This is a genomic window from Lysobacter soyae (assembly GCF_019551435.1).
In the GTDB taxonomy this organism is placed as follows: Bacteria; Pseudomonadota; Gammaproteobacteria; order Xanthomonadales; family Xanthomonadaceae; genus Solilutibacter; species Solilutibacter soyae.
In genome coordinates this window covers 1321824-1341139 of sequence record NZ_CP080544.1, presented here as the reverse complement: position 1 = coordinate 1341139, position 19316 = coordinate 1321824, and the positions used below count along the sequence as shown (strand labels likewise).

The 19316-nt window shown below is 57.8% G+C and carries 15 protein-coding genes and 1 pseudogene; 10 read left to right on the top strand and 6 right to left on the bottom strand.

Annotated features, from left to right (window positions below):
* Positions 1 to 3: 3 nt before the first annotated feature.
* Both H8L67_RS06430 and H8L67_RS06425 read right to left on the bottom strand, forming a co-directional pair.
* Positions 4 to 1161 carry an isovaleryl-CoA dehydrogenase gene (locus tag H8L67_RS06430; RefSeq protein ID WP_220379038.1) on the bottom strand — a complete coding sequence of 386 codons (1158 nt, stop codon included), beginning with the start codon at positions 1159 to 1161 and terminating at the stop codon, positions 4 to 6.
* Between the two features lie 97 nt (positions 1162 to 1258).
* Complete coding sequence (locus tag H8L67_RS06425) at positions 1259 to 2359, bottom strand: Glu/Leu/Phe/Val dehydrogenase dimerization domain-containing protein (protein ID WP_220379037.1); 1101 nt, start codon at positions 2357 to 2359, stop codon at positions 1259 to 1261.
* 240 nt (positions 2360 to 2599) lie between these two features.
* Here H8L67_RS06425 and H8L67_RS06420 point away from each other — a divergent pair, with 240 nt between their 5' ends.
* The 7 genes from H8L67_RS06420 to H8L67_RS06390 all read left to right on the top strand — a co-directional run bounded on the left by H8L67_RS06420 (position 2600) and on the right by H8L67_RS06390 (position 12321).
* Complete coding sequence (locus H8L67_RS06420; protein ID WP_220380763.1) at positions 2600 to 6124, top strand: methylmalonyl-CoA mutase family protein; 3525 nt, start codon at positions 2600 to 2602, stop codon at positions 6122 to 6124.
* A gap of 203 nt (positions 6125 to 6327) precedes the next feature.
* Positions 6328 to 6861: a fasciclin domain-containing protein gene (locus H8L67_RS06415; RefSeq protein WP_343222353.1), complete on the top strand. Its 534-nt coding sequence runs from the start codon at positions 6328 to 6330 to the stop codon at positions 6859 to 6861.
* A gap of 152 nt (positions 6862 to 7013) precedes the next feature.
* Positions 7014 to 7523, top strand: coding sequence for a DUF1993 domain-containing protein (locus H8L67_RS06410; protein ID WP_220379036.1), 510 nt, complete (start codon positions 7014 to 7016; stop codon positions 7521 to 7523).
* A 62-nt stretch (positions 7524 to 7585) separates the two neighbouring features.
* Entirely contained in the window at positions 7586 to 8074 is a 489-nt protein-coding gene (locus H8L67_RS06405) for an Xre family toxin-antitoxin system antitoxin (RefSeq protein ID WP_220379035.1), read from the top strand.
* Positions 8074 to 8532: an RES family NAD+ phosphorylase gene (locus H8L67_RS06400; RefSeq protein ID WP_220379034.1), complete on the top strand. Its 459-nt coding sequence runs from the start codon at positions 8074 to 8076 to the stop codon at positions 8530 to 8532. The genes H8L67_RS06405 and H8L67_RS06400 overlap by 1 nt, the downstream gene beginning before the upstream one ends.
* A 329-nt stretch (positions 8533 to 8861) precedes the next feature.
* Positions 8862 to 11132: a KAP family P-loop NTPase fold protein gene (locus H8L67_RS06395; protein WP_220379033.1), complete on the top strand. Its 2271-nt coding sequence runs from the start codon at positions 8862 to 8864 to the stop codon at positions 11130 to 11132.
* A 316-nt stretch (positions 11133 to 11448) separates the two neighbouring features.
* On the top strand, positions 11449 to 12321 hold the full coding sequence (locus H8L67_RS06390; protein ID WP_220379032.1) for a restriction endonuclease: 873 nt from the start codon (positions 11449 to 11451) through the stop codon (positions 12319 to 12321).
* A gap of 21 nt (positions 12322 to 12342) precedes the next feature.
* On the opposite strand, the gene H8L67_RS06385 is transcribed toward H8L67_RS06390, so the two are convergent.
* The 3 genes and pseudogenes from H8L67_RS06385 to H8L67_RS06375 form a co-directional block, all read right to left on the bottom strand.
* A complete protein-coding gene (locus tag H8L67_RS06385) occupies positions 12343 to 13701 on the bottom strand; it encodes an MFS transporter (protein WP_220379031.1) in 1359 nt (452 codons plus the stop codon).
* Between the two features lie 11 nt (positions 13702 to 13712).
* Positions 13713 to 14357 (bottom strand): annotated as a pseudogene (locus H8L67_RS06380) (glutathione S-transferase family protein).
* Complete coding sequence (locus tag H8L67_RS06375) at positions 14354 to 14719, bottom strand: DUF1428 domain-containing protein (RefSeq protein WP_220379030.1); 366 nt, start codon at positions 14717 to 14719, stop codon at positions 14354 to 14356. The pseudogene H8L67_RS06380 and the gene H8L67_RS06375 overlap by 4 nt, the downstream one beginning before the upstream one ends.
* 131 nt (positions 14720 to 14850) lie before the next feature.
* On the opposite strand from H8L67_RS06375, the gene H8L67_RS06370 reads away from it, so the two are divergent.
* Both H8L67_RS06370 and H8L67_RS06365 read left to right on the top strand, forming a co-directional pair.
* A complete protein-coding gene (locus tag H8L67_RS06370) occupies positions 14851 to 15771 on the top strand; it encodes a diacylglycerol/lipid kinase family protein (protein WP_220379029.1) in 921 nt (306 codons plus the stop codon).
* Entirely contained in the window at positions 15771 to 16589 is an 819-nt protein-coding gene (locus tag H8L67_RS06365) for a metallophosphoesterase family protein (protein ID WP_220379028.1), read from the top strand. Before H8L67_RS06370 ends, H8L67_RS06365 begins: the two co-directional genes overlap by 1 nt.
* Here H8L67_RS06365 and trmY read toward each other — a convergent pair.
* Positions 16550 to 17161, bottom strand: a complete 612-nt coding sequence (trmY, locus tag H8L67_RS06360) for a tRNA (pseudouridine(54)-N(1))-methyltransferase TrmY (RefSeq protein WP_220379027.1) — start codon at positions 17159 to 17161, stop codon at positions 16550 to 16552. The two genes, H8L67_RS06365 and trmY, sit on opposite strands and share 40 nt — an antisense overlap.
* A 144-nt stretch (positions 17162 to 17305) precedes the next feature.
* On the opposite strand from trmY, the gene H8L67_RS06355 reads away from it, so the two are divergent.
* Complete coding sequence (locus H8L67_RS06355; RefSeq protein ID WP_220379026.1) at positions 17306 to 19306, top strand: tetratricopeptide repeat-containing diguanylate cyclase; 2001 nt, start codon at positions 17306 to 17308, stop codon at positions 19304 to 19306.
* The last annotated feature ends 10 nt before the right edge of the window (positions 19307 to 19316 follow it).

Sequence of the window (19316 nt, the reverse complement as noted above, 5' to 3'; positions counted from 1 at the left end):
TGTTCAGCTGTTACCTGCGAACAATTCGCGACCGATCAGCATCCGGCGAATCTCGTTGGTACCCGCGCCGATGGCGTACAACTTGGCGTCACGCAAGAATCGTCCGGTCGGGAATTCGTTGATATAGCCGTTGCCACCCAAAGCTTGAATCGCTTCCAGGGTCACTTCGACAGACGCCTCGGAGGCGTGCATCAAACACGCGGCGGCATCCACGCGGCTCTTGAAGCCCGCGTCGTAGTCACGCGCGGTTTGATACGCGAATGCGCGGCTCGACTGCAATTTGGTGTACATGTCGGCCACTTTGCCTTGCATCAACTGGAACGTGCCGATGGCTTGGTCAAATTGCTTGCGCTCACGAACGTAGGGCAGGGTGATGTCCAGCGCCGCTTGCATCAGACCCAGCGGACCCCCGGTCAACACCAAGCGCTCGGTGTTCAAGCCGCTCATCAAGACTTTGACGCCTTGGTTGACCTCGCCGAGCACGTTTTCCTGCGGAATTTCGCAGTTCTCAAACACCAGTTCGCAGGTGTTGGAGCCGCGCATCCCGAACTTGTCGAGCTTCTGCGCCGTGCTGAAACCTTTCATGCCGCGCTCGACAATGAATGCCGTCATGCCGCGGCTGCCGGCTTCTTTGCCGGCCGTGCGCATGTAAACCACGAGCGCGTCCGCTTCCGGGCCGTTGGTGATCCACATCTTGTTGCCGTTCGCGACCCAGACGCCATCCTTCAACTCGGCGCGACAGCTCATAGAGCCGACAACGTCGGAACCTGCGCCCGGCTCACTCATGGCCAACGCGCCTTTCCATTCGCCGCTGCACAACTTCGGCAAATACTTTTCGCGTTGGGCTTGGTTGCCGTTCGCATACAGATTGTTGACGCACAGATTCGAGTGGGCGCCGTAAGACAGGCCGACCGAGCCAGAGGCACGCGAGATCTCTTCCATCGCCACCATGTGTGCGAGGTAACCCATTTCGCTTCCGCCGAATTCCGCCGGAATGGTGATGCCCAGCAAGCCCATCTCGCCGAGCTTCGGCCAAAGGTCTTGCGGAAAGAGATTTTCCTCGTCAATGGCCGCGGCGCGCGGGGCAATTTCATTTTCGGCGAAGCGGCGGACCGCGTCGCGCAACGCGTCGAGCTCTTCACCCAGACTTGGAATTCGCATCACTCACTCCTTGAAACAATGCTGTTTGTTCAAAACTGTCTTTGAAAACGACAAACCCTCTTTGCAGAGGGTTTGTCTGTTCTACTGCCTGTGCCGATCAATGACCGCGAATGCGGCCCTTGAAGCGGGCGGCGCCACGTCCCATCGGGAGCTTGAGCTTGCCCATGGCGGCGATGCGTTCTTCGGCCAAACGGTCGGCCGCTTGGTAGGTCGGGATGTTGTCGCGTTCCGAGATTTCATAGATGCGCGACAGGTTGTGATAGATGGTGCGCATCATGCGCATCGCACGCTCACGGTTGTAACCGTCGATTTCCAGCGAGACGTTCATCACGCCGCCGGCATTGACCGCGTAATCCGGCGCATACAAGATGCCGCGCTTGGCCACTTCGTCACCGATGGCGTTGTTGGCCAATTGGTTGTTGGCGGCGCCACAAATCACTTTGGCCTTCAAACGCGGCAGGGTGTTTTCGTTGACGGTGCCACCCAAAGCGCACGGCGAATACACATCTGCCGGGACGTCATAGATTTCGTCAAGGCCGACGGCTTCCGCACCGTACTCGCTCACGGCTTTGTCGACCAATTCCTTGTTGATGTCGGTGACGAACACTTTCGCGCCGCGTTCGTTCAACAACTTCACGTATTCCATGCCGACGTGGCCGAGGCCTTGCACGGCATAAGTGTACTTGCCGACTTCTTCATCGCCGAACTTCTTCGACAGCGTGGCCATCAGGCCTTGCAGCGCGCCGTAGGCGGTGAACGGCGAGGGGTCGCCCGAACCGCCATGCACTTGGTGAACGCCGGTGACGTATTCGGTTTCGCGATAGACATATTCCATGTCGTTGACGTCGATGCCGACGTCTTCAGCGGTGATGTAACGGCCGCCCAGCGACTCGACACACTGGCCGAAGGCGCGGAACAGCGCTTCCGATTTGTCAGTGGCCGGGTTGCCGATGATTACAGCCTTGCCGCCACCCAAGTTCAAGCCGGCGACCGCATTCTTGTAGGTCATGCCGCGCGACAAGCGCAGCACGTCATTCAAGGCTTCGTCCTCGCTACGGTAGGGCCACATGCGCGTACCGCCCAACGCCGGGCCAAGCACCGTGCTGTGGACGGCGATGATGGCTTTCAAGCCCGCGTCCTTGTTATGGCAGAAAACGACCTGTTCGTGGCCCGTGGTATCGAGGGTTTCAAAAATCATTTGGATGCTCCAGCGCGTTGTCCGACGGATGGTCCGCCCGATGGCGCTTTGCGTAGGTGATTAAGGGGTGCGCCCGGCCGGTGAGTGACCGGTAACGAGCCGCGATATTTTAGTCCAAATAGGAAATCGGGGCATTTCCGGAACCAGTTCTCGAAATCCGCCTACCTGAATACGCTGGCGCATCGGTGGCCAGGGATGGCAGAGCTACAATTGAAGGTTGAGAAATTGAAGGGATTAGAGATGAACGCATCGGTCGAAACGCTCTCCGCGGGCAATCCGGAATCGTCGCCACTTCGCTTTGTGACGGCCGCCAGCCTGTTCGACGGACACGACGCGGCGATCAACATCATGCGCCGTCTGATTCAAGGGCAGGGCGCCGAAGTGGTGCATCTGGGCCACAACCGGTCGGTGGAAGACGTGGTGCGCGCGGCCCTTCAGGAGGATGCCGACGGCATCGCCTTGTCGTCCTATCAAGGCGGCCATGTCGAATACTTCAAATACATGGTCGACATGTTGCGCGAACGCGGCGCACCGCATATCCGCGTGTTCGGCGGCGGTGGCGGCACCATCACGCCTGAAGAGATTCGCGAGCTCGAAGTCTATGGTGTCGAGCGCATCTATCACCCGAACGATGGCATGCACATGGGACTCGTCGCCATGATCGAAGACGTGGTGAAGCGTGCCGAGAGCGGACGCTTGCCCGTCGACATGCCGCACCAAGTCGAATTCGACAATGAAATCGAAATCGGCCGGATGCTTTCGGCGATTGAAGACGGCTTGGTGAGCGAAGGCGACCTGACCCGTTTGCGTAAGGAATGGCAATTGGCCGGCGGCAAGACCCCCGTCGTCGGCATTACCGGTACCGGCGGCGCCGGCAAATCTTCGGTCACCGACGAATTGTTGAATCGCTTCCTGGCGAGCTTCCCGCAAATGCGCATCGCCGTGATTTCTGTCGATCCGACCCGTCGCCGCACCGGGGGCGCGTTGTTGGGCGACCGCATCCGCATGAACTCTTTGCGTTCAAAGCGCGTGTTCATGCGCTCGATGGCGACGCGCCGCCAACACGCGGCCACCAACGTGGTGCTTCACGACTCGATCTCGTTCTTGAAGTCGCTGGGTTACGACCTGGTGATCGTGGAAACGGCCGGCATCGGCCAGAGCGATTCCGAGATTGTCGATCTCGTCGATTTCTCTATGTATGTGATGACCAGCGACTACGGCGCGGCATCGCAGCTGGAAAAAATCGACATGCTCGATTTCGCCGATTTGATCGTGTTGAACAAGTTCGACAAGCGTGGTGCGGAAGACGCACTGCGTGACGTGCGTAAGCAGTGGAAGCGCAATCGTGTGCAATTCCAACTGGTAGACGAAGAAGTGCCGGTGTATCCGACGATTGCGTCGCAGTTCAATGATCCCGGCGTGTCGTGGATGTTTGCCAATTTGACGCGTTTGCTTCGCGAGAAGCTGTCCTTGCCTGAGTCGCAATGGACACCGGACATCAACACGGAATTGAAGGAACCCCGCGCCACGGTCCTGATACCCGGTGCCCGCGTCCGTTACCTCGCCGAAATCGCCGAGCAAGGTCGCGCCATCAACCGCCGCATCGAGACGCAAGCAGAAACCGCCGATCGCGCCCAAAGCCTCTGGCAAGCCCTAAAAGAACTAGACGACCCCGATCTCCCCACCCAACTCACCCTCTACCGCACAAACTCCCTTCTCCACTCCGTGGAGAAGGTGGCCGCAACGCGGGCGGATGAGGCGCCCCTAGACCGCAGCCTCCTAACCCTACGCCAACGCTACAACGACGCCGTCCAATCCCTGGATTCCGAGGCCATCAAACTCCTCCGCGAATGGCCCGAACGTCTCAAATCCATCACCGACGAAGTCAACGAATACCAAGTCCGCGACAAAACCATTCGCGTGGAAAACTACCGTGAATCGTTGTCGCACCAACAGGTTCCGAAGATCGCTGCGCCCACCTATAAGAGCTGGGGCGAGCTGCTGACTTTCCTGCAAAAAGAAAATCTGCCCGGGGCCTATCCGTATACCGGGGGCGTCTATCCCTATCGCCGCACCGGCGAAGACCCGATCCGCATGTTCGCAGGCGAGGGCACACCGGAGCGCACCAACCGTCGCTTCCATTACCTGAGCGTCGGGCAGCCGGCGGCGCGTTTGTCGACCGCATTCGACAGCGTCACCTTGTATGGCGAAGACCCGGCGCCGCGTCCGGACATCTACGGCAAGATCGGCAATTCGGGTGTCAACATCGCCACGCTGGACGACATGAAGAAGCTGTATTCCGGCTTCGACCTCTGTGCACCGACCACCTCTGTCTCAATGACCATCAACGGCCCGGCGCCGATCATCCTGTCCATGTTCATGAATACCGCCATCGACCAACAAGTCGAAAAGTATTTGAAGGAAGACAGCGCACGTTGGGCTGAAGCACAGAAGACCATCGACGCATTGTTCGACGGACGTCAGCGTCCCGAATACAGTGGCGAGTTGCCTGAAACCAATAACGGTTTGGGGCTTGGCTTGCTCGGTGTGACCGGCGACCAAGTGGTGGATGCGGAAACCTACGCGCGCATCAAGGCGGAGACGCTGAAGACCGTGCGCGGTACCGTGCAGGCCGATATCTTGAAGGAAGATCAGGCGCAGAACACCTGTATTTTCAGTACGGAATTCGCGCTGCGCATGATGGGCGACATCCAGCAGTACTTCGTCGACAACGGCGTGCGCAATTTCTATTCGGTGTCGATTTCGGGCTATCACATCGCAGAAGCGGGTGCGAATCCGATTTCGCAATTGGCCTTCACCCTGTCGAACGGTTTCACCATCGTCGAGTACTACTTGGCACGCGGAATGAAGATCGATGACTTCGCACCGAACCTGTCGTTCTTCTTCTCCAACGGCATGGATCCGGAATACACCGTGATCGGCCGCGTTGCACGACGCATTTGGGCGCGCGCGATGCGTGAACGCTACGGTGCATCGCCGCGCAGCCAGATGATGAAGTACCACATCCAAACCAGCGGCCGTTCCTTGCACGCGCAGGAAATCCAGTTCAACGACATCCGTACGACGCTGCAAGCGCTGTACGCCCTGTTCGACAACTGCAACAGCTTGCACACCAATGCCTACGACGAAGCGATCACCACGCCGACCGAAGAGAGCGTGCGCCGTGCAGTGGCGATTCAAATGATCATCAACAAAGAGCTCGGCCTCAATTTCTGTGAAAACCCTTGGCAGGGCAGTTTCGTGGTCGATTACTTGACCGACATGGTCGAAGAGGCGGTGTACAAGGAGTTCGAAGCGATCAGCGAGCGCGGCGGCGTCTTGGGTGCAATGGACACCATGTACCAACGCGGCAAGATCCAGGAAGAAAGTCTGTACTACGAGCACAAGAAGCACGATGGCAGTTTGCCCTTGGTGGGCGTCAACACCTTCTTGGGCAAAGACGGTCACTCCGATGTCGCGACCGAGATCGAATTGATCCGTTCGACACCGGAAGAGAAAGGTCAGCAAATCACCAACGTCGCCAATTTCCAAGCCGCCCGAAACGCCGTGCGTCTCCCCTCTCCACACCTTGGAGAGGGTGCCCCGAACGGGGCGGGTGAGGCGCCTTTGCTCCACCTCCAACAAACCGCAAGGCAACGCCAAAACGTCTTCGAAGCGCTGATCGAAGCCGTCAAGACCCACAGTCTTGGCCAGATCAGCCACGCCTTGTATGACGTGGGTGGGGAGTACCGGAGGAATATGTAGTAGCGACCTTCGTTCCCGCCGCCTAATTTGAAGACTGCTTGGATACGCTGGCGTACCTGCATCCAAAGTCTTTCGCCCTCCGTAAAGAGTGAGCTGATCGCCTACTTCTGGGCACACACGCACGCCAACGGAGATTCAACATGAAAACCGCACTTCTTGCATTTAGCTTGACCATCGCTGTCACCGGCTTGTCTGCTTGTTCGATGAATTCAATGAATACCCAAGACGACATGAGCGCCGGCACCATGTCTGCTTCTGACAACCCCATGGTCGGTGGTGCAGCCATGCTGCCAAGCCGCGACATCATCGAAAACGCGATGAATTCGGCGGACCACACCACCCTGGTCGCTGCGGTTAAGGCTGCAGGTCTTGTAGACACACTGAAAGGCCCGGGCCCGTTCACTGTGTTCGCGCCGACCAATGCGGCCTTCGACAAGCTTCCCGCGGGCACGGTTGATTCGCTGCTGAAGCCGGAAATGAAAGGCATGCTGACCTCGGTGTTGACCTATCACGTTGTCGCTGGCCGCATGGACGGCGCGGCAATTGCCGCGAAGATCAAGGCGGGTGGCGGTAAGGCCATGCTCAAGACCGTGCAGGGCGAAACCTTGACAGCAAGCATGATGGGCGACGTCATCATGCTCGTCGACAGCAAAGGTGGCATGGCCCATGTCACCACTGCAAATGTCTATCAAAGCAACGGCGTGATCCACGTTATCGACTCGGTGTTGATGCCCTGATTGATTTGTTCGCCCGGAAGCGGGTGAAGTGGTTTCAAAGGAGGAGCGGCAACGGCTGCTCCTCCCGTAACCGCTGTGGTTCTCGGTCAATTTCTTTATACGGGGCGAATGCCAGATACCATGGTTCTTTCCCATGAATTGGAACCTGCCTCATGTCGCTCTCCATGCACACTGCATCCGTCCCAGTCTTCCAGCAGATGCTGAATGCACTGGCTGGCGTCCTCACCAAAGCTGAGGCGCACGCCAACGAACGTAGGATCGACCACGCTGCATTACTGCAAGCACGCCTGTACCCCGATATGTTCCCACTGGTTCGTCAAGTGCAGATTGCTTGTGATTTTGCGAAGAGCGTGTCGGCAAGATTGGCTGGCGCCGACGTACCGTCTTACGACGACAGCGAATCGTCATATGCCGAGCTTCAACAGCGCATTGCCACAACACTGAATTTCATTGGTGGTTTGGATGCAGCGCAATTTGAAGGTAGCGATCAACGCGAGATCGTATTGCGTCCAGGTACACCGAAAGAACGCCGCATTGGTGGCCAAGCCTACTTGTTGGCCTACGGTCTACCGCAGTTCTTTTTCCATGTCACGACCGCTTACGACTTGTTGCGCCACAACGGGGTTGAAGTGGGCAAGAAGGATTTCATGGGCGTTTACTGACGCTCGGAAATTGTTTGCCAAATGGCGTATAATGTACGCCATATGGCAAACGAGGGTTTGTGATGAGCGAAGCGATTGAAACGGTGCTGGCTTACCTCGGTGAGAAGTCAGCCCCTAAGTCCCGTACCGCCAAACGGGCCCATCTGCGTGTTGTAGGTGAAGGGCATTCCGTTGCCGGCAAAAAGCCGAAGAAGGTGGTCCCGCTGCGCGCCCCGGAAATCTCCGTCGGCGCGGTCGGGCGTTTGGCCGAGCGCTTGAACGTCCTCGATCTTGTGATCTTGGAGGTTTCGGATATTTCCGAACGCACGTTCCAGCGGCGAAAAGTCGATCACAAGCCGCTGAGTGCCAGCGAGTCTGACCGTGTGCTGCGCATCGCCCGCGTCGCGGAACGTGCGGAAAAAGTCTTCGAAGATCCGGACAAGGCGCGTCGCTGGCTTTCATCACCGCACAGCCTGCTCGGGCGCGCGCCATTGGAATTGCTGAGTACCGATGCCGGTGCACGCGCCGTCGAAGACGAACTGGTCCGAATCGATTTTGGTGACTTCGCCTGATGCGGGTCTACCGTATTTGCAAGGCCATCTATGTGCCGGTGGCTTTGCAAGGGCAGGGTGCCGCCATGGTGCCCGGCAGGTGGAACTCTGCAGGCGTCCGAATGGCGTACACCGCGGCATCTGTCTCACTGGCGATGCTGGAAATGCTCGTCCATATGAACCGGGATGTGGTGCCGGACGGACTCCGATTGCTGACCTTCGAATTGCCGCCTGACTCTGTGAAAGAGTTGGTCAAAAAGGACTGGCCAAAAGGATGGGATCGGCTTCCTTACGCGGATGCAGTGAGAGCTGCGGGGGATCGGTTTATTGCTGATGGCAACGACCTCGCATTGCGCGTGCCAAGTGCGATTGCGAAGTATGAATCCAACATTTTGATCAACCCTGCGCACGAAAAAATTGGGAAGATCAAGTTGATCTTGGATGAAGCGTTGCCGTTGGATAGGCGATTGTTTGACTGAATCGGCGCGTTATTGCACTCAGCTCCGAAAAGTCGGCTATCGACTCATAGCAGTTATCGCCATTCGACTGTGGTGTGATCTTGAGGCATGCGTCTAAGGTGGCGGATTGGATTTACTCGCCGGGATGGGACGGGCACTATCATTACCTCTGGGAGGATGCACTTCTTCGCCCGGACGACCGTAGTGCGCCAGCAAGGATGGCGACGGCGGTAATGGGTTCGACCGGTAGTGACCTCAGGCTTCTGCGGCAATGAGGATCCGGACTGCGCTGACGATTGACACATTTCCCAACGCAATTTCGAATCGTGAACGTGGCTAGGGGCGAGACAATGGGCGTTTTGGCAAAGCTGAAATCATGGTGGAACCACCCGACTTTCCCGGCGCAAACCAAGCTAACAATGGAAGCTGCACCGGCGCCGGTCCCAGCCTCGGAAACGCCACCCGACTGGGCAGATGCACCCGTCGTTAGTTACTCCACTGACTTGCCGATTCAATCCAGCGCTCAGGATCGGTTTTCGCGGGCGCTATTCGCGCACCGCATCGCCGACACCATCGCCTCCCGCAAGGACACGGCCGGGCTAGTACTAGGCCTCTACGGCCCTTGGGGAGATGGCAAGACCTCGTTGCTCCATATGATCGAAGAGCATCTGAAAGGGCGCCCAGACGTCGTCGTCACGCGCTTTAATCCGTGGCATTTCACGTCAGAAGACCAGCTGCTGCGCGGTTTTTTCGGCACCTTGGCGTCGGCTATTGGTGCGCGCCTGACGTCCAAGAGCGAGGAGATCGGCGAGGCGTTGAAAAAATACGGAAGCCTGTTGTCCGTAGTGAATGGTGGGGACGCGGCCACCGGCTTGGGCGAAGCTTTGTCCACTACGACTCTGGACGAGCTCAAGGCGCGGGTCGAAGGTTTTCTTGCTGACGGACATTTGCAGGTTGTGGTATTGATCGACGACATCGATCGGCTAGACCGGGGCGAAACGCACCTGATATTCAAGTTGGTCAAGCTGTCGGCCGGGTTTTCGCGCACGACGTACTTGCTTGCCTTCGACGACGCGGTGGTCGCCGCTGCCTTGGGTGAGCGCTACGGCGCCGGCGGCGATGCTGCCGGGCGCGCCTTCTTAGAAAAGATCATCCAGGTGCCTCTGCACTTGCCTCCAGCTGAGCCCACTGCGTTGCGCAAGCTTGTCTTCGAGGGCGTCAATCAGGCCCTAGCTCAAGCCGGTATTGAATTGACGCGACGTCAGGTGGACGCGTTCGTCCTGCATTTCGGGAACTTGGAAGAGAGCCTGACCACACCGCGCCAGGCACATTTGTATACAAACGCGCTGCTGTTTGCCTTGCCGCTGGTCAAAGGTGAAGTGAACATTTCCGAGTTCATGCTGATCGAAGGGTTGAGGTTGCTCCATCCAGAGCTGCACCGAGTCTTGCGCGACAACGCCTCACTTCTGCTGACCGCACGCGACAACGAGCGTGAGCAGCGCCAGCAGCAGATCAGGCGTCTGATGGAAGATGCTACGCGCGAGCTGACCCCGGAACGGCGTGAGCGCCTGTTCTCGGGCTTGCTTAGTGCCTTGTTCCCACGGATGGGTCAGATGGGTTACGGGACGGAATGGGAGTCAGAGTGGGCGCGTGAACAGCGAGTGTGCTCGAGTTCGTACTTCCAAAAATTTTTCGCCTATGGAGTGTCCGCCAACCAGCTGTCCGATCGCCGGTTTCAAGAGTTCCTGGACGCGCTTCCGACACAAAGTCCGCCCCAACAAGATGCGGCCTTGCGTGAGCTGGCCACACCGGAAGTGGTAGCCTCGCTCGTCCAGCGCCTTCGCCAGCGCGAGGAGCATCTGACGCTACCGATCGCCACAGCACTAGCTCCGCTGCTGGCCCGCAATGGAGAGTTGTTTCCGTACGAGCGCGGTGCCTTGTCCACCGGAGGGCCCTTTACACAGGCTGCGATCGTGATGTATTTCCTGATCAAAAGCGTGGTGGACGGGGAGACTCGATTGAACCTGGCGCGGGAAGTCCTGCGTGTGGCGATGCCATTGCCGTTCGCGAGTGAGTGCCTGCGATGGATGTTTCCAAGTCCACGCCGCGTGCCCGACGAGTGGGTTTTCGATCAGGCTAACTTCGACCAATTGCGAATGCAGTTTGTGACGGAGCGTATCCTGCCTTCGGATGCCGACGAGTCGTTGTACCGACAGTTCGGTTCCCATGCGCTCGCAATGTATGTCTGGTGGCATGAGGTCGACGCGACGGGGCTCGCTAGCCGTTTGAAAGCCTGTCTCGAGGCGGGCGCTGAAGAGGTCGACACCTTTCTGGACACGTTCGTCGGCGAGGCGTGGGATCTGGGCACCGGTATGCCTCATCGGTCCGACCTAGACCGGCGTGCATATAACAACATTGCTGGCTTTATCGCGCCCGAAGAGATTGCCCAGCTATTGCGGGCCCGCTACGGGGCGCTGTTGGACGAATCTCAGTTTCATCATGGGAGCGAAGTCGAGCCGCCCCTTCGCTTCGCGCATCAGTTCATGTACGTGCACGCGAGAGTACTGGCTGAGGCGGATGGGCAAGGTCGGGTGCAAGCAGTGCTTGACGGAGCAGGATAGGTTGCGAATATCAAACGCGGCGCGAGCTACTTCAAAGGCAATCGGCCGCGACGAGGGCGTCTTCAAAGACCAGAAATGAGCTCTTGAGCCAATGGAGGCATAGAGCGAAAGCAGGTAGCAACGACCACTTCTGGCCGATTGGCGACATGTCATTAAGTTTGATTTGCGAAATGCTGGTGTTGCGTCGCCCTACGCGCTAGAAGCAAACCTTCAGGAGCAATTCGATGCTGGATGAATCGTTGCGGTTGGATTCCCGTCTTTTCAACGGATGATCGATAATGGGTCTACGTGAAGACTGATTTCCGGGGGAATCAAGTTGAAATACGGACTCAAACGCGTCAAAAACAGGCACCAAGATTTACTGACCCAAATACCTTGGGATCGACTGGAATCATTGCTCGCGGTTTACTACGCCGTGCATGGTTTCAAAGTGGAACATAGTGGCACCGGTAAATCCGGCGGCCGCTTTGACGGCGGCATCGACCTCAAGCTCAGAAAAGATGGCGAATACATTCTTGTGCAGGTCAAGCATTGGAATGCGTACAAGGTGCCGCACAACGATGTGAACCAGCTGATGGGCCTTCGCTGGAACGAAGGAGCCACCGGGGCAATCTTGATTACAAGCGGGGAGTTCACACACGCCGCCATCGAGGCGGCCAAGCGTCATGGTCATGTCGAATTGATTGATGGCATCAAGCTTCGGGAAATGATCGCGCCGTTCGTTGAATTTTCAGATGCGGCGCCTGTTCCGGCCGCGCAACCGATTTCGGTGCCAGACGCCTTGTTCAAACAAGCAGGGGGTAGGGAAGAGCCGATTCCCTTGAGCGTCCGAATGCTTATTGCGGTGGCTGGCGTTGTGATTCTTCTCTTGGTTATGCGATCGGTCATTGGAAAGCTGACAGATACATTCAATGCCATGGGTCAACAAACGATTGAACGCGCACAGGAAAGTGCTGCGCGGGCAAAGCGCAACGCCGAGAATAAAGTCGCCCGGTCGTCATCGAATGGTGACTTCTCGCCAACTCCTGCCCCGTTGCAAGCGCGACCTCCGGCGACACCTCAATACCAGACTTGGGAAACCACGCCTGCTTCGTCCGTTCCAAATCCGTCAGAGAGTGCACCTAAACCAGAAACGGCGGCCGACCGGAACGCGCGGGAAGCATTCTTGAAATCGGTTCCGGAAGTGTGAGTTGAGAGCGCGCGTTCGAAGCTATTTGATGGCTGCTCCCGAATTACTACCTTCAAGACGCGCCTCATCATCCAACCAGTTCTCGCCCTTGTTCTTCAGGAAAAACACATACACCAGCAGCGATACCGCAATGACTCCTGTGACATACGCGGTGAAAGTTTCCACCTGGCCCTGACGCAAGCTTGCTTGGTACAGGAGGGGCGCAGTGCCGCCGAACAGTGAATTGGCCAAGGCATACCCCAGACCGACACCCAGTGCACGAATGTGTGTCGGAAAGAGCTCCGATTTCACCACGGCATTGATAGAGGTGTAGCCCGTCAGGATGACAAACCCGAACGCCAAGATCGCAAATGCAACGGCACGGTCGGTTTGCTGAGGCAACCAGAGCAGTAGAACCCACGTGTACAACACGCCCCCCACACCGAAGAACACCAGCAACGATTTGCGACCGATGATGTCTGAGATCCAGCCGCCGAGTGGCTGAAGCAGCATTAGCAGCGTGAGTGCGGCCAGGTTGATGTAAGTCGCGTACAAAGGATTGTCACTGACAAACATGCTTTGGACGATCTTCGGGCCATTGATCGAATAGGTGTAAAACGCGACCGTTCCGCCGGCGGTGATCAGGAAGCACAAAAGTAGCGGGCGCCACTGGTGGAAAAACAGTTCATGCAGGGATCCGGAGGCTTTGGCGCCGCCTTTGCGTGCGTCTTCAATCGCTTCAGCTGATAGCGATTCATCCATCGTCTTGCGCAGCCACCAAACACCGATGGCCGCCAGGCCGCCTATACCGAAAGCAACGCGCCAGCCCCAATCTGAAATCTGCGTGGCATCAAACGATGTCAGCATGAAGAGCAAGAGCAGTTGCGCCAAGACATGGCCGCCAACCAGCGTGACGTAATGAAACGAGGAGAGGAAGCCGCGATGCCCGCGGATCGCCGACTCGGACATGTACGTGGCACTGGTGCCATATTCGCCGCCTGTGGCGAAACCTTGCACAAGACGGGCCACGACCAAGATCACTGCGGCTGCCGCACCGATGCGGTCTACCGACGGTGTCACGGCGATAGCGAAAGAGCAGGCGGCCATCAGGGTGATGGACACCGCCAAGGCTTGGCGGCGACCATGGCGGTCAGCAAAACGACCGAAATACCACGCGCCGATCGGCCGCATCAGAAACGTGACGGCGAAGATCGCCCAGATGAACAATGTGGCGTTTTTGTCGTCCGGCCGGAAAAACTTCGATTCGAAGTAGGTGGCGAAGACCGAATACACGTAGACGTCGTACCACTCCACCAGATTGCCGGCGGAGCCTTTCAGTGTGTTCGAGACCGAGCGCGAAAGGGAGGAGGGGGAGCGCGTGGGTTCAAACGTTTTTTGCACGGATTCGAGTCCTAGGAATTGTTTTCAAATACCGCCAATTGCGCCGCAAACGCGCGCTGATACGCTGGCCTGGCCTCGCCACGCTTCACATAGTCGGCCAAGTTGGCGTGTGCTTCGACTATACCGTGACCATCCAGTCGTCGAAGCACGGTCACCATCAACAGGTCGCCGGCAGAGAACTCGCCATCCAACCATTCCGCCTCGCCGAGTCTTGAAGACAGTTGTGAGAGTCGATTTCGAACCCGCTCTTCCAACATGGGCTGGCGTTACTCGAACCACGGCTTATCGCGTTCAAACAATTTGGCCATGCCGAATTCGATAATCGGGGGTTCCATCGTGTTCAGTGCCGCAAACATCCAGGTGATCGCACGCGAACGCGCATCAGCATCGACGGGCAGCAGTCCTTCATGCGTTTCCGCAATGCGCAGAATGATGCCGCCGGACTCGAACAAGGTCAGCGCGCCTTCTTCATAGGTCGGGATTTGGCCGAAGGGATGTAGCGCCATGTGCTCGGGTGCTTTCATTTCCGGAAAGCTCACCAAACGCACGTTCACCGCTTGACTCACTTCTTCAAGCGCCCAGCGAACGCGCATATCCCTCGCCAGACCGCGACCGCGGTCCGGCGACTGTTTGAATGCCGTGATCGTCGGAATCACGCTTTGAGCTCGTACACCGGTTGAAAACCACCGTAAATCAAACGCATGCCGTCAAACGGCATGGGATTCGATTGCGGATCCATGCGCGGATCTTTCGTGTCCATCATCTTTTTCATGCCCGCATCACGTGTCGCTTTGTCAGGCCATTCAATCCATGAAAACACCACGGACTCTTCGTCGGTGGCTTTGACGGCGCCGAAAAAGTCCGTGACCTTGCCGCGTTGGACATCATCTCCCCAACATTCCACCACCCGTGTCGCGCCGAACTCGATGAAGATCGAATCGCCTTTCTCGCAATGGGCAATGAATTTTTCCTTGTTGGCGGTCGGCACCGCGATAATGAATCCATCGATATAAGCCATGCGGTTTTCTCCGGCGGGGAGGCTCGATTCTATGCGGCGTTGCGTGACAGCCAAACTGAATGCGACCGGGGGATTTTGACAGTGGCGTCGTGTGAAACGGCGCGGGACAGCCGTTTGCGATCATTTGGTCAATGGCACAAATTTCTGAAAGCCGGCCCATTGTGGTCGTGATCAACAAGCAAGCTCTGACCGCTCAGCATTTGGATTCCGATGAAGTCCTCAGGGCTTTCGTTTCGCGTGGTTGCGATGCGCGCGTCCACAGAGTCGAGGGGTCCGAAATTGCTGGCATCGTGCAAAGTGCATTGGACAGCGGCATCCGCAGTTTTGCCGCAGCCGGTGGCGATGGCACAGTCAATGCGGTAGCGACGGCACTGATCGAAACGGAAGACGCAGCATTGGCGCTCATCCCCACTGGCACACTCAACCACTTTGCGCGCGACCTCGGCGTACCGACCGATCTCGACCAAGCCATCGAGGTCATCGCGGCTGATCACAGACGCCGTATCGACGTGGCCGAAGTCAACGGACACCTGTTCTTGAACAACTCGAGCATCGGTCTGTATCCGCAAATGGTCGCGAGCCGGGAAACTTTGCAAAAGCACCGCAAGCTCGGCAAATGGACTGCGATGATGCGCGCGGGTTGGTCCGTGCTGCGCCATCCCCAAACTTTTCATCTGACGCTCTGCGTCAATGGTCAAAACATCCAGCGGCGAACGCCATTTGTTTTTGTCGGAAACAATGACTATCAAATTGAAGGCTTGCAATCCGGAGGGCGCAATCGGCTCGATGAAGGCGTGCTGGCGATCTATGTGGTTCGCCAGCGTGATCCTTGGGGTTTGGTGCTGCTCGTCGTCCGCGCGATGCTTGGCAAGATTGTTCACGGTCGCGACTTGGATCGAATTATTGCCACGTCTTTATCGGTTGAATCACGCCATCCTTCCGCGCTTGTCGCGCGCGACGGCGAGGTCGACACACTCACCATTCCGTTGCGGTATCGGATCCGTCCCCGGTCACTGACTGTGATCGTGCCGTTGACCTCGGAGAGTCACTGATGCGTACGATCGTGCATGTCTCGGATCTACATTTCGGTGCGGTGGATCCAACACTGCTTTCGCCACTGCGTGAAGCCATCTTGGGCATCCGTCCGGATGTTTTGGTGGTGTCCGGCGACCTCACCCAGCGCGCACGGAAGTCACAGTTCGAAGCCGCGCGCGCGTATCTGGCCACCTTAGATCTGCCGCAAATCGTGGTGCCGGGAAATCACGACATTCCGCTCTATGATCTGGTGCGGCGATTCTTTTCACCGTTGACAAGGTTTCGCAAGTTCATTTCGAACGAAGCGCTCCCCGTTTTTTTTGACGACGAAATCGCCATCGTCGGTGTCAATACCGCGAGATCTCTGACGTTCAAAGGCGGTCGCATCAATGTGGCGCAGGTGCGCGCGGTTGCAGATCGCTTCGAAGGATTGCCTGAGGCGGTGACCCGCATCGTCGTGACCCATCATCCGTTCGAGGTTCCGCCGGGTGGCGACGAATCAGACGTTCTCGGACGTGCGCCGATGGCGATGGCCGAATTCGCGCGCGCTGAAGTCGATGTGTTCCTGTCCGGCCACCTCCACCTCAGCAATACTGTCACCACGGCCCAGCGCTATCGCATCGAAGGCTTCGCGGCGATCGTGGTCCAGGCGGGTACGGCCACATCGACGCGCGAGCGCGGTGAACAGAATGCCTTCAACGTTCTGCGTATCGGCCGAAATGATCTGCACATTCAAACACTGGCGTGGGCGCCTTCGCAGGGCGCCTATTTGCCTAGTGCGGAAAAGTGCTTCACTTACCTGCGCGGGACCGGCTGGCATGCATCCAATGCGTGATGGATCAGCACGACGCATTGGGAGGCAAACAGCATCTTCGGTCCGAGCGAAATGGTCTTTGCACCCATTCGGGTCAAGCTGGGTATGACCTTTTTCGGCATCGGGATGTGGTCGGTCAACAAGAAGCACGGGTTGTCCGTAAGCGTCTGCTCACTGATGGGTGCACCTTTGGGATCCATCATGAACAGCTGGTGGTCGGCGGACAATTCCTGCACCAGGCGCTCGAAACTCACAGTTCGCACTTCGACCCCGGACTCCACCGGTCGGCTGGTTTCTTTGCCCATTCCGCGGGAAACGTCCAACGCCTTGGCGATTTTGCCCAGCAGGGCGCGCTCGTCGAAGCCGCCGATGTCGTGCATCTCATTGACATCAAAGCGAAGCGTGCGTGAATAGTCAGCGGTGCTTTCAAGCACCAGATAGACCACCACATCGGGGCGATGGGATTGCGCGACGAAGATGGCATTCATCAATGTATGGGCGAGGACCTCGGGATGTGCCTCCTGACCCACGGAAGCCAAAAGGCGTGTGCTGTCTGTGGGTGCCGCGCGTGCGCGGAGGACGAAAGTTCTCATGCGGGAATCGTCTCATTTCGAGACCTGGCACACAAATGTGACAATGGCACCAGACGTTCGAATCAACTTCCGATTCGGAGGGCTAAGATCAAATCACTCTTTTCTTGCGCGATGACGTTCATGCTGGTGTGTAGAAGAACAGCGGTGCTGATTTTTTTACTTTGCCTGCCGGCGATGGCTGCGGCGCAAGCACAGTCTGTGGCGGACATCATCGCGCAGACGCGTATGCACGGCTACGACGCGCCATCGACGCGGATTGCCGCTTTGGAGGCCGCCAAAGATCGTCCGGGCGAAAACGCCTCCGCGGAAGCAAAGCGCCAATATTTTGTCGCCCTCGGACAATTGGCTGCCGCCGCCGACAACGCCACGGCTTTCACGCAAGCGATTGATGGACTCGAGCAAGCCGGCCAATCCCAAGCTTGCAAGCCGTGTAAAGCGCAGGCCATGGTCCTACGTGCAAGCTGGGACCTGACCCGAAAAGGGGCCGCCACGACCTTGACCTTATTGACGCGTGCAGAGCAGGCGATGGGCAGCGACGCGCCACCCGATGCTTGGGCGCATTTGTACGCCGCACGTGCCCGCAACTACAGACTCGCCGGACACTACGCCAAATCCATCCAAGATGCGCTGAAGGCCCTGCGGATCGCCGATCAGCAAAAGAACGCCGCGCTACAAGTCGAGATGACGATCCTTCTCGCGTTGGATAATGCAAGCCTCGGCGACTTCCCTCGGGCAGACGCCTATATCAAGGAGGCCATCAGCCAGGCCACGCGCATCGGATTTGGTTTTCAGCTGGCCTACGGCTACCTCAATCTCGGCCATATCTACGCGCTTCGCAACAACCGCGAAGGCCAATACGAAGCATTGACCAACGCGCTACAACGCGCGTCCGCCGTGCCGGATTTGGCGGAGGTGCGGATGATTGCGCTGTCCAACATTGCCGACTACCACCTGCAACGCAATGAGTTCGAGACGGCCTTGGACTATGCCGTTCAAGCCGGCACTTTGGCGCGCTCGCTGGATGAACAGCGCAGCCTGGCCATCGCACTGACCAACGAAGGCATCGCGCTGTCGCATTTGGGTCAGTTGGACAAAGGCATTGAGCGCGTGCAGCAGGCCATCGCCATTGCCACGAAGATGCAGAACAGCGAGCACGTCATTGGCATGACGAAAGAGTTGATCGGCATTTACGAGCGGAGTGGTCGCTATAAAGAGGCGGTCGACGCCTTGCACCGGGTCGCGGAGATGGAAAAAACGCTCACCGCCCAGGAGCGCCAGCGCGACGTGCTGGCGCTGCAGGAAGAGTTTGCGGTTGAGCGAAAGCAACAAGAGATTGATCGCTTGTCTGCGATTAATGCGCAACAAAAGGCGTTGGCGGAAGCCAGAAATGCTCAACGCTGGATGTGGCTGGTCGTTGCCGTTGCCTTGGCCATCGCCGCGTTTTATTTGGTGCGGCGATTGCGTGGCGTCCGATCGGCCAATCGCCGATTGAGTCGCGCCAACGAAGTGTTGGAAGAACAGACGGCGCGTGATCCGCTGACCGGCACCTACAATCGCCGTCACTTTCAGAATTTGTTGCAGCAAGCGGCCGCAGGGCTGCCCAAGCACGAGCTGAGAACACCTCAGCCGTTTTTGAGCCTCGTTGTTCTCGACCTCGATCATTTCAAACAGATCAATGACTCCTTTGGTCACGACGCGGGGGATGCCGTGTTGATTGAGGTCTCCCGCCGGATGCGCGACTTGGTCCGTACCGAAGATTCGGTGGTGCGTTGGGGTGGCGAGGAATTTGTTTTGGTCTTGCCCGGCACCGGCGCGGATGGTGCTTGCACCGTCGTCTCGAAGGTCTTGGCGGCGATCGGCTCAACCCCGGTGCGCTACAAGTCGGGATCCATTCCGGTCACGGTCTCTGCCGGCGCCACCACCATCCCGGAGACCGGCGTCCGCGCTTGGCGATTTGCCTTGCAGATCGCCGATTTGGCCTTGTATCGCGCCAAGGGCGGGGGGCGCAATCACGCTGTGTGCGTTTCACTAATAGATGAACGGGCGCTGGCGGAGACTGAAGAGGAAATCGATCTGGATCAGGCGCAGGCGCAGGGTCATTTGCGCCTTCGCGATGTGGCAGGTCCGGGTGTGGGGACGTCGTGAGCCCGTGATG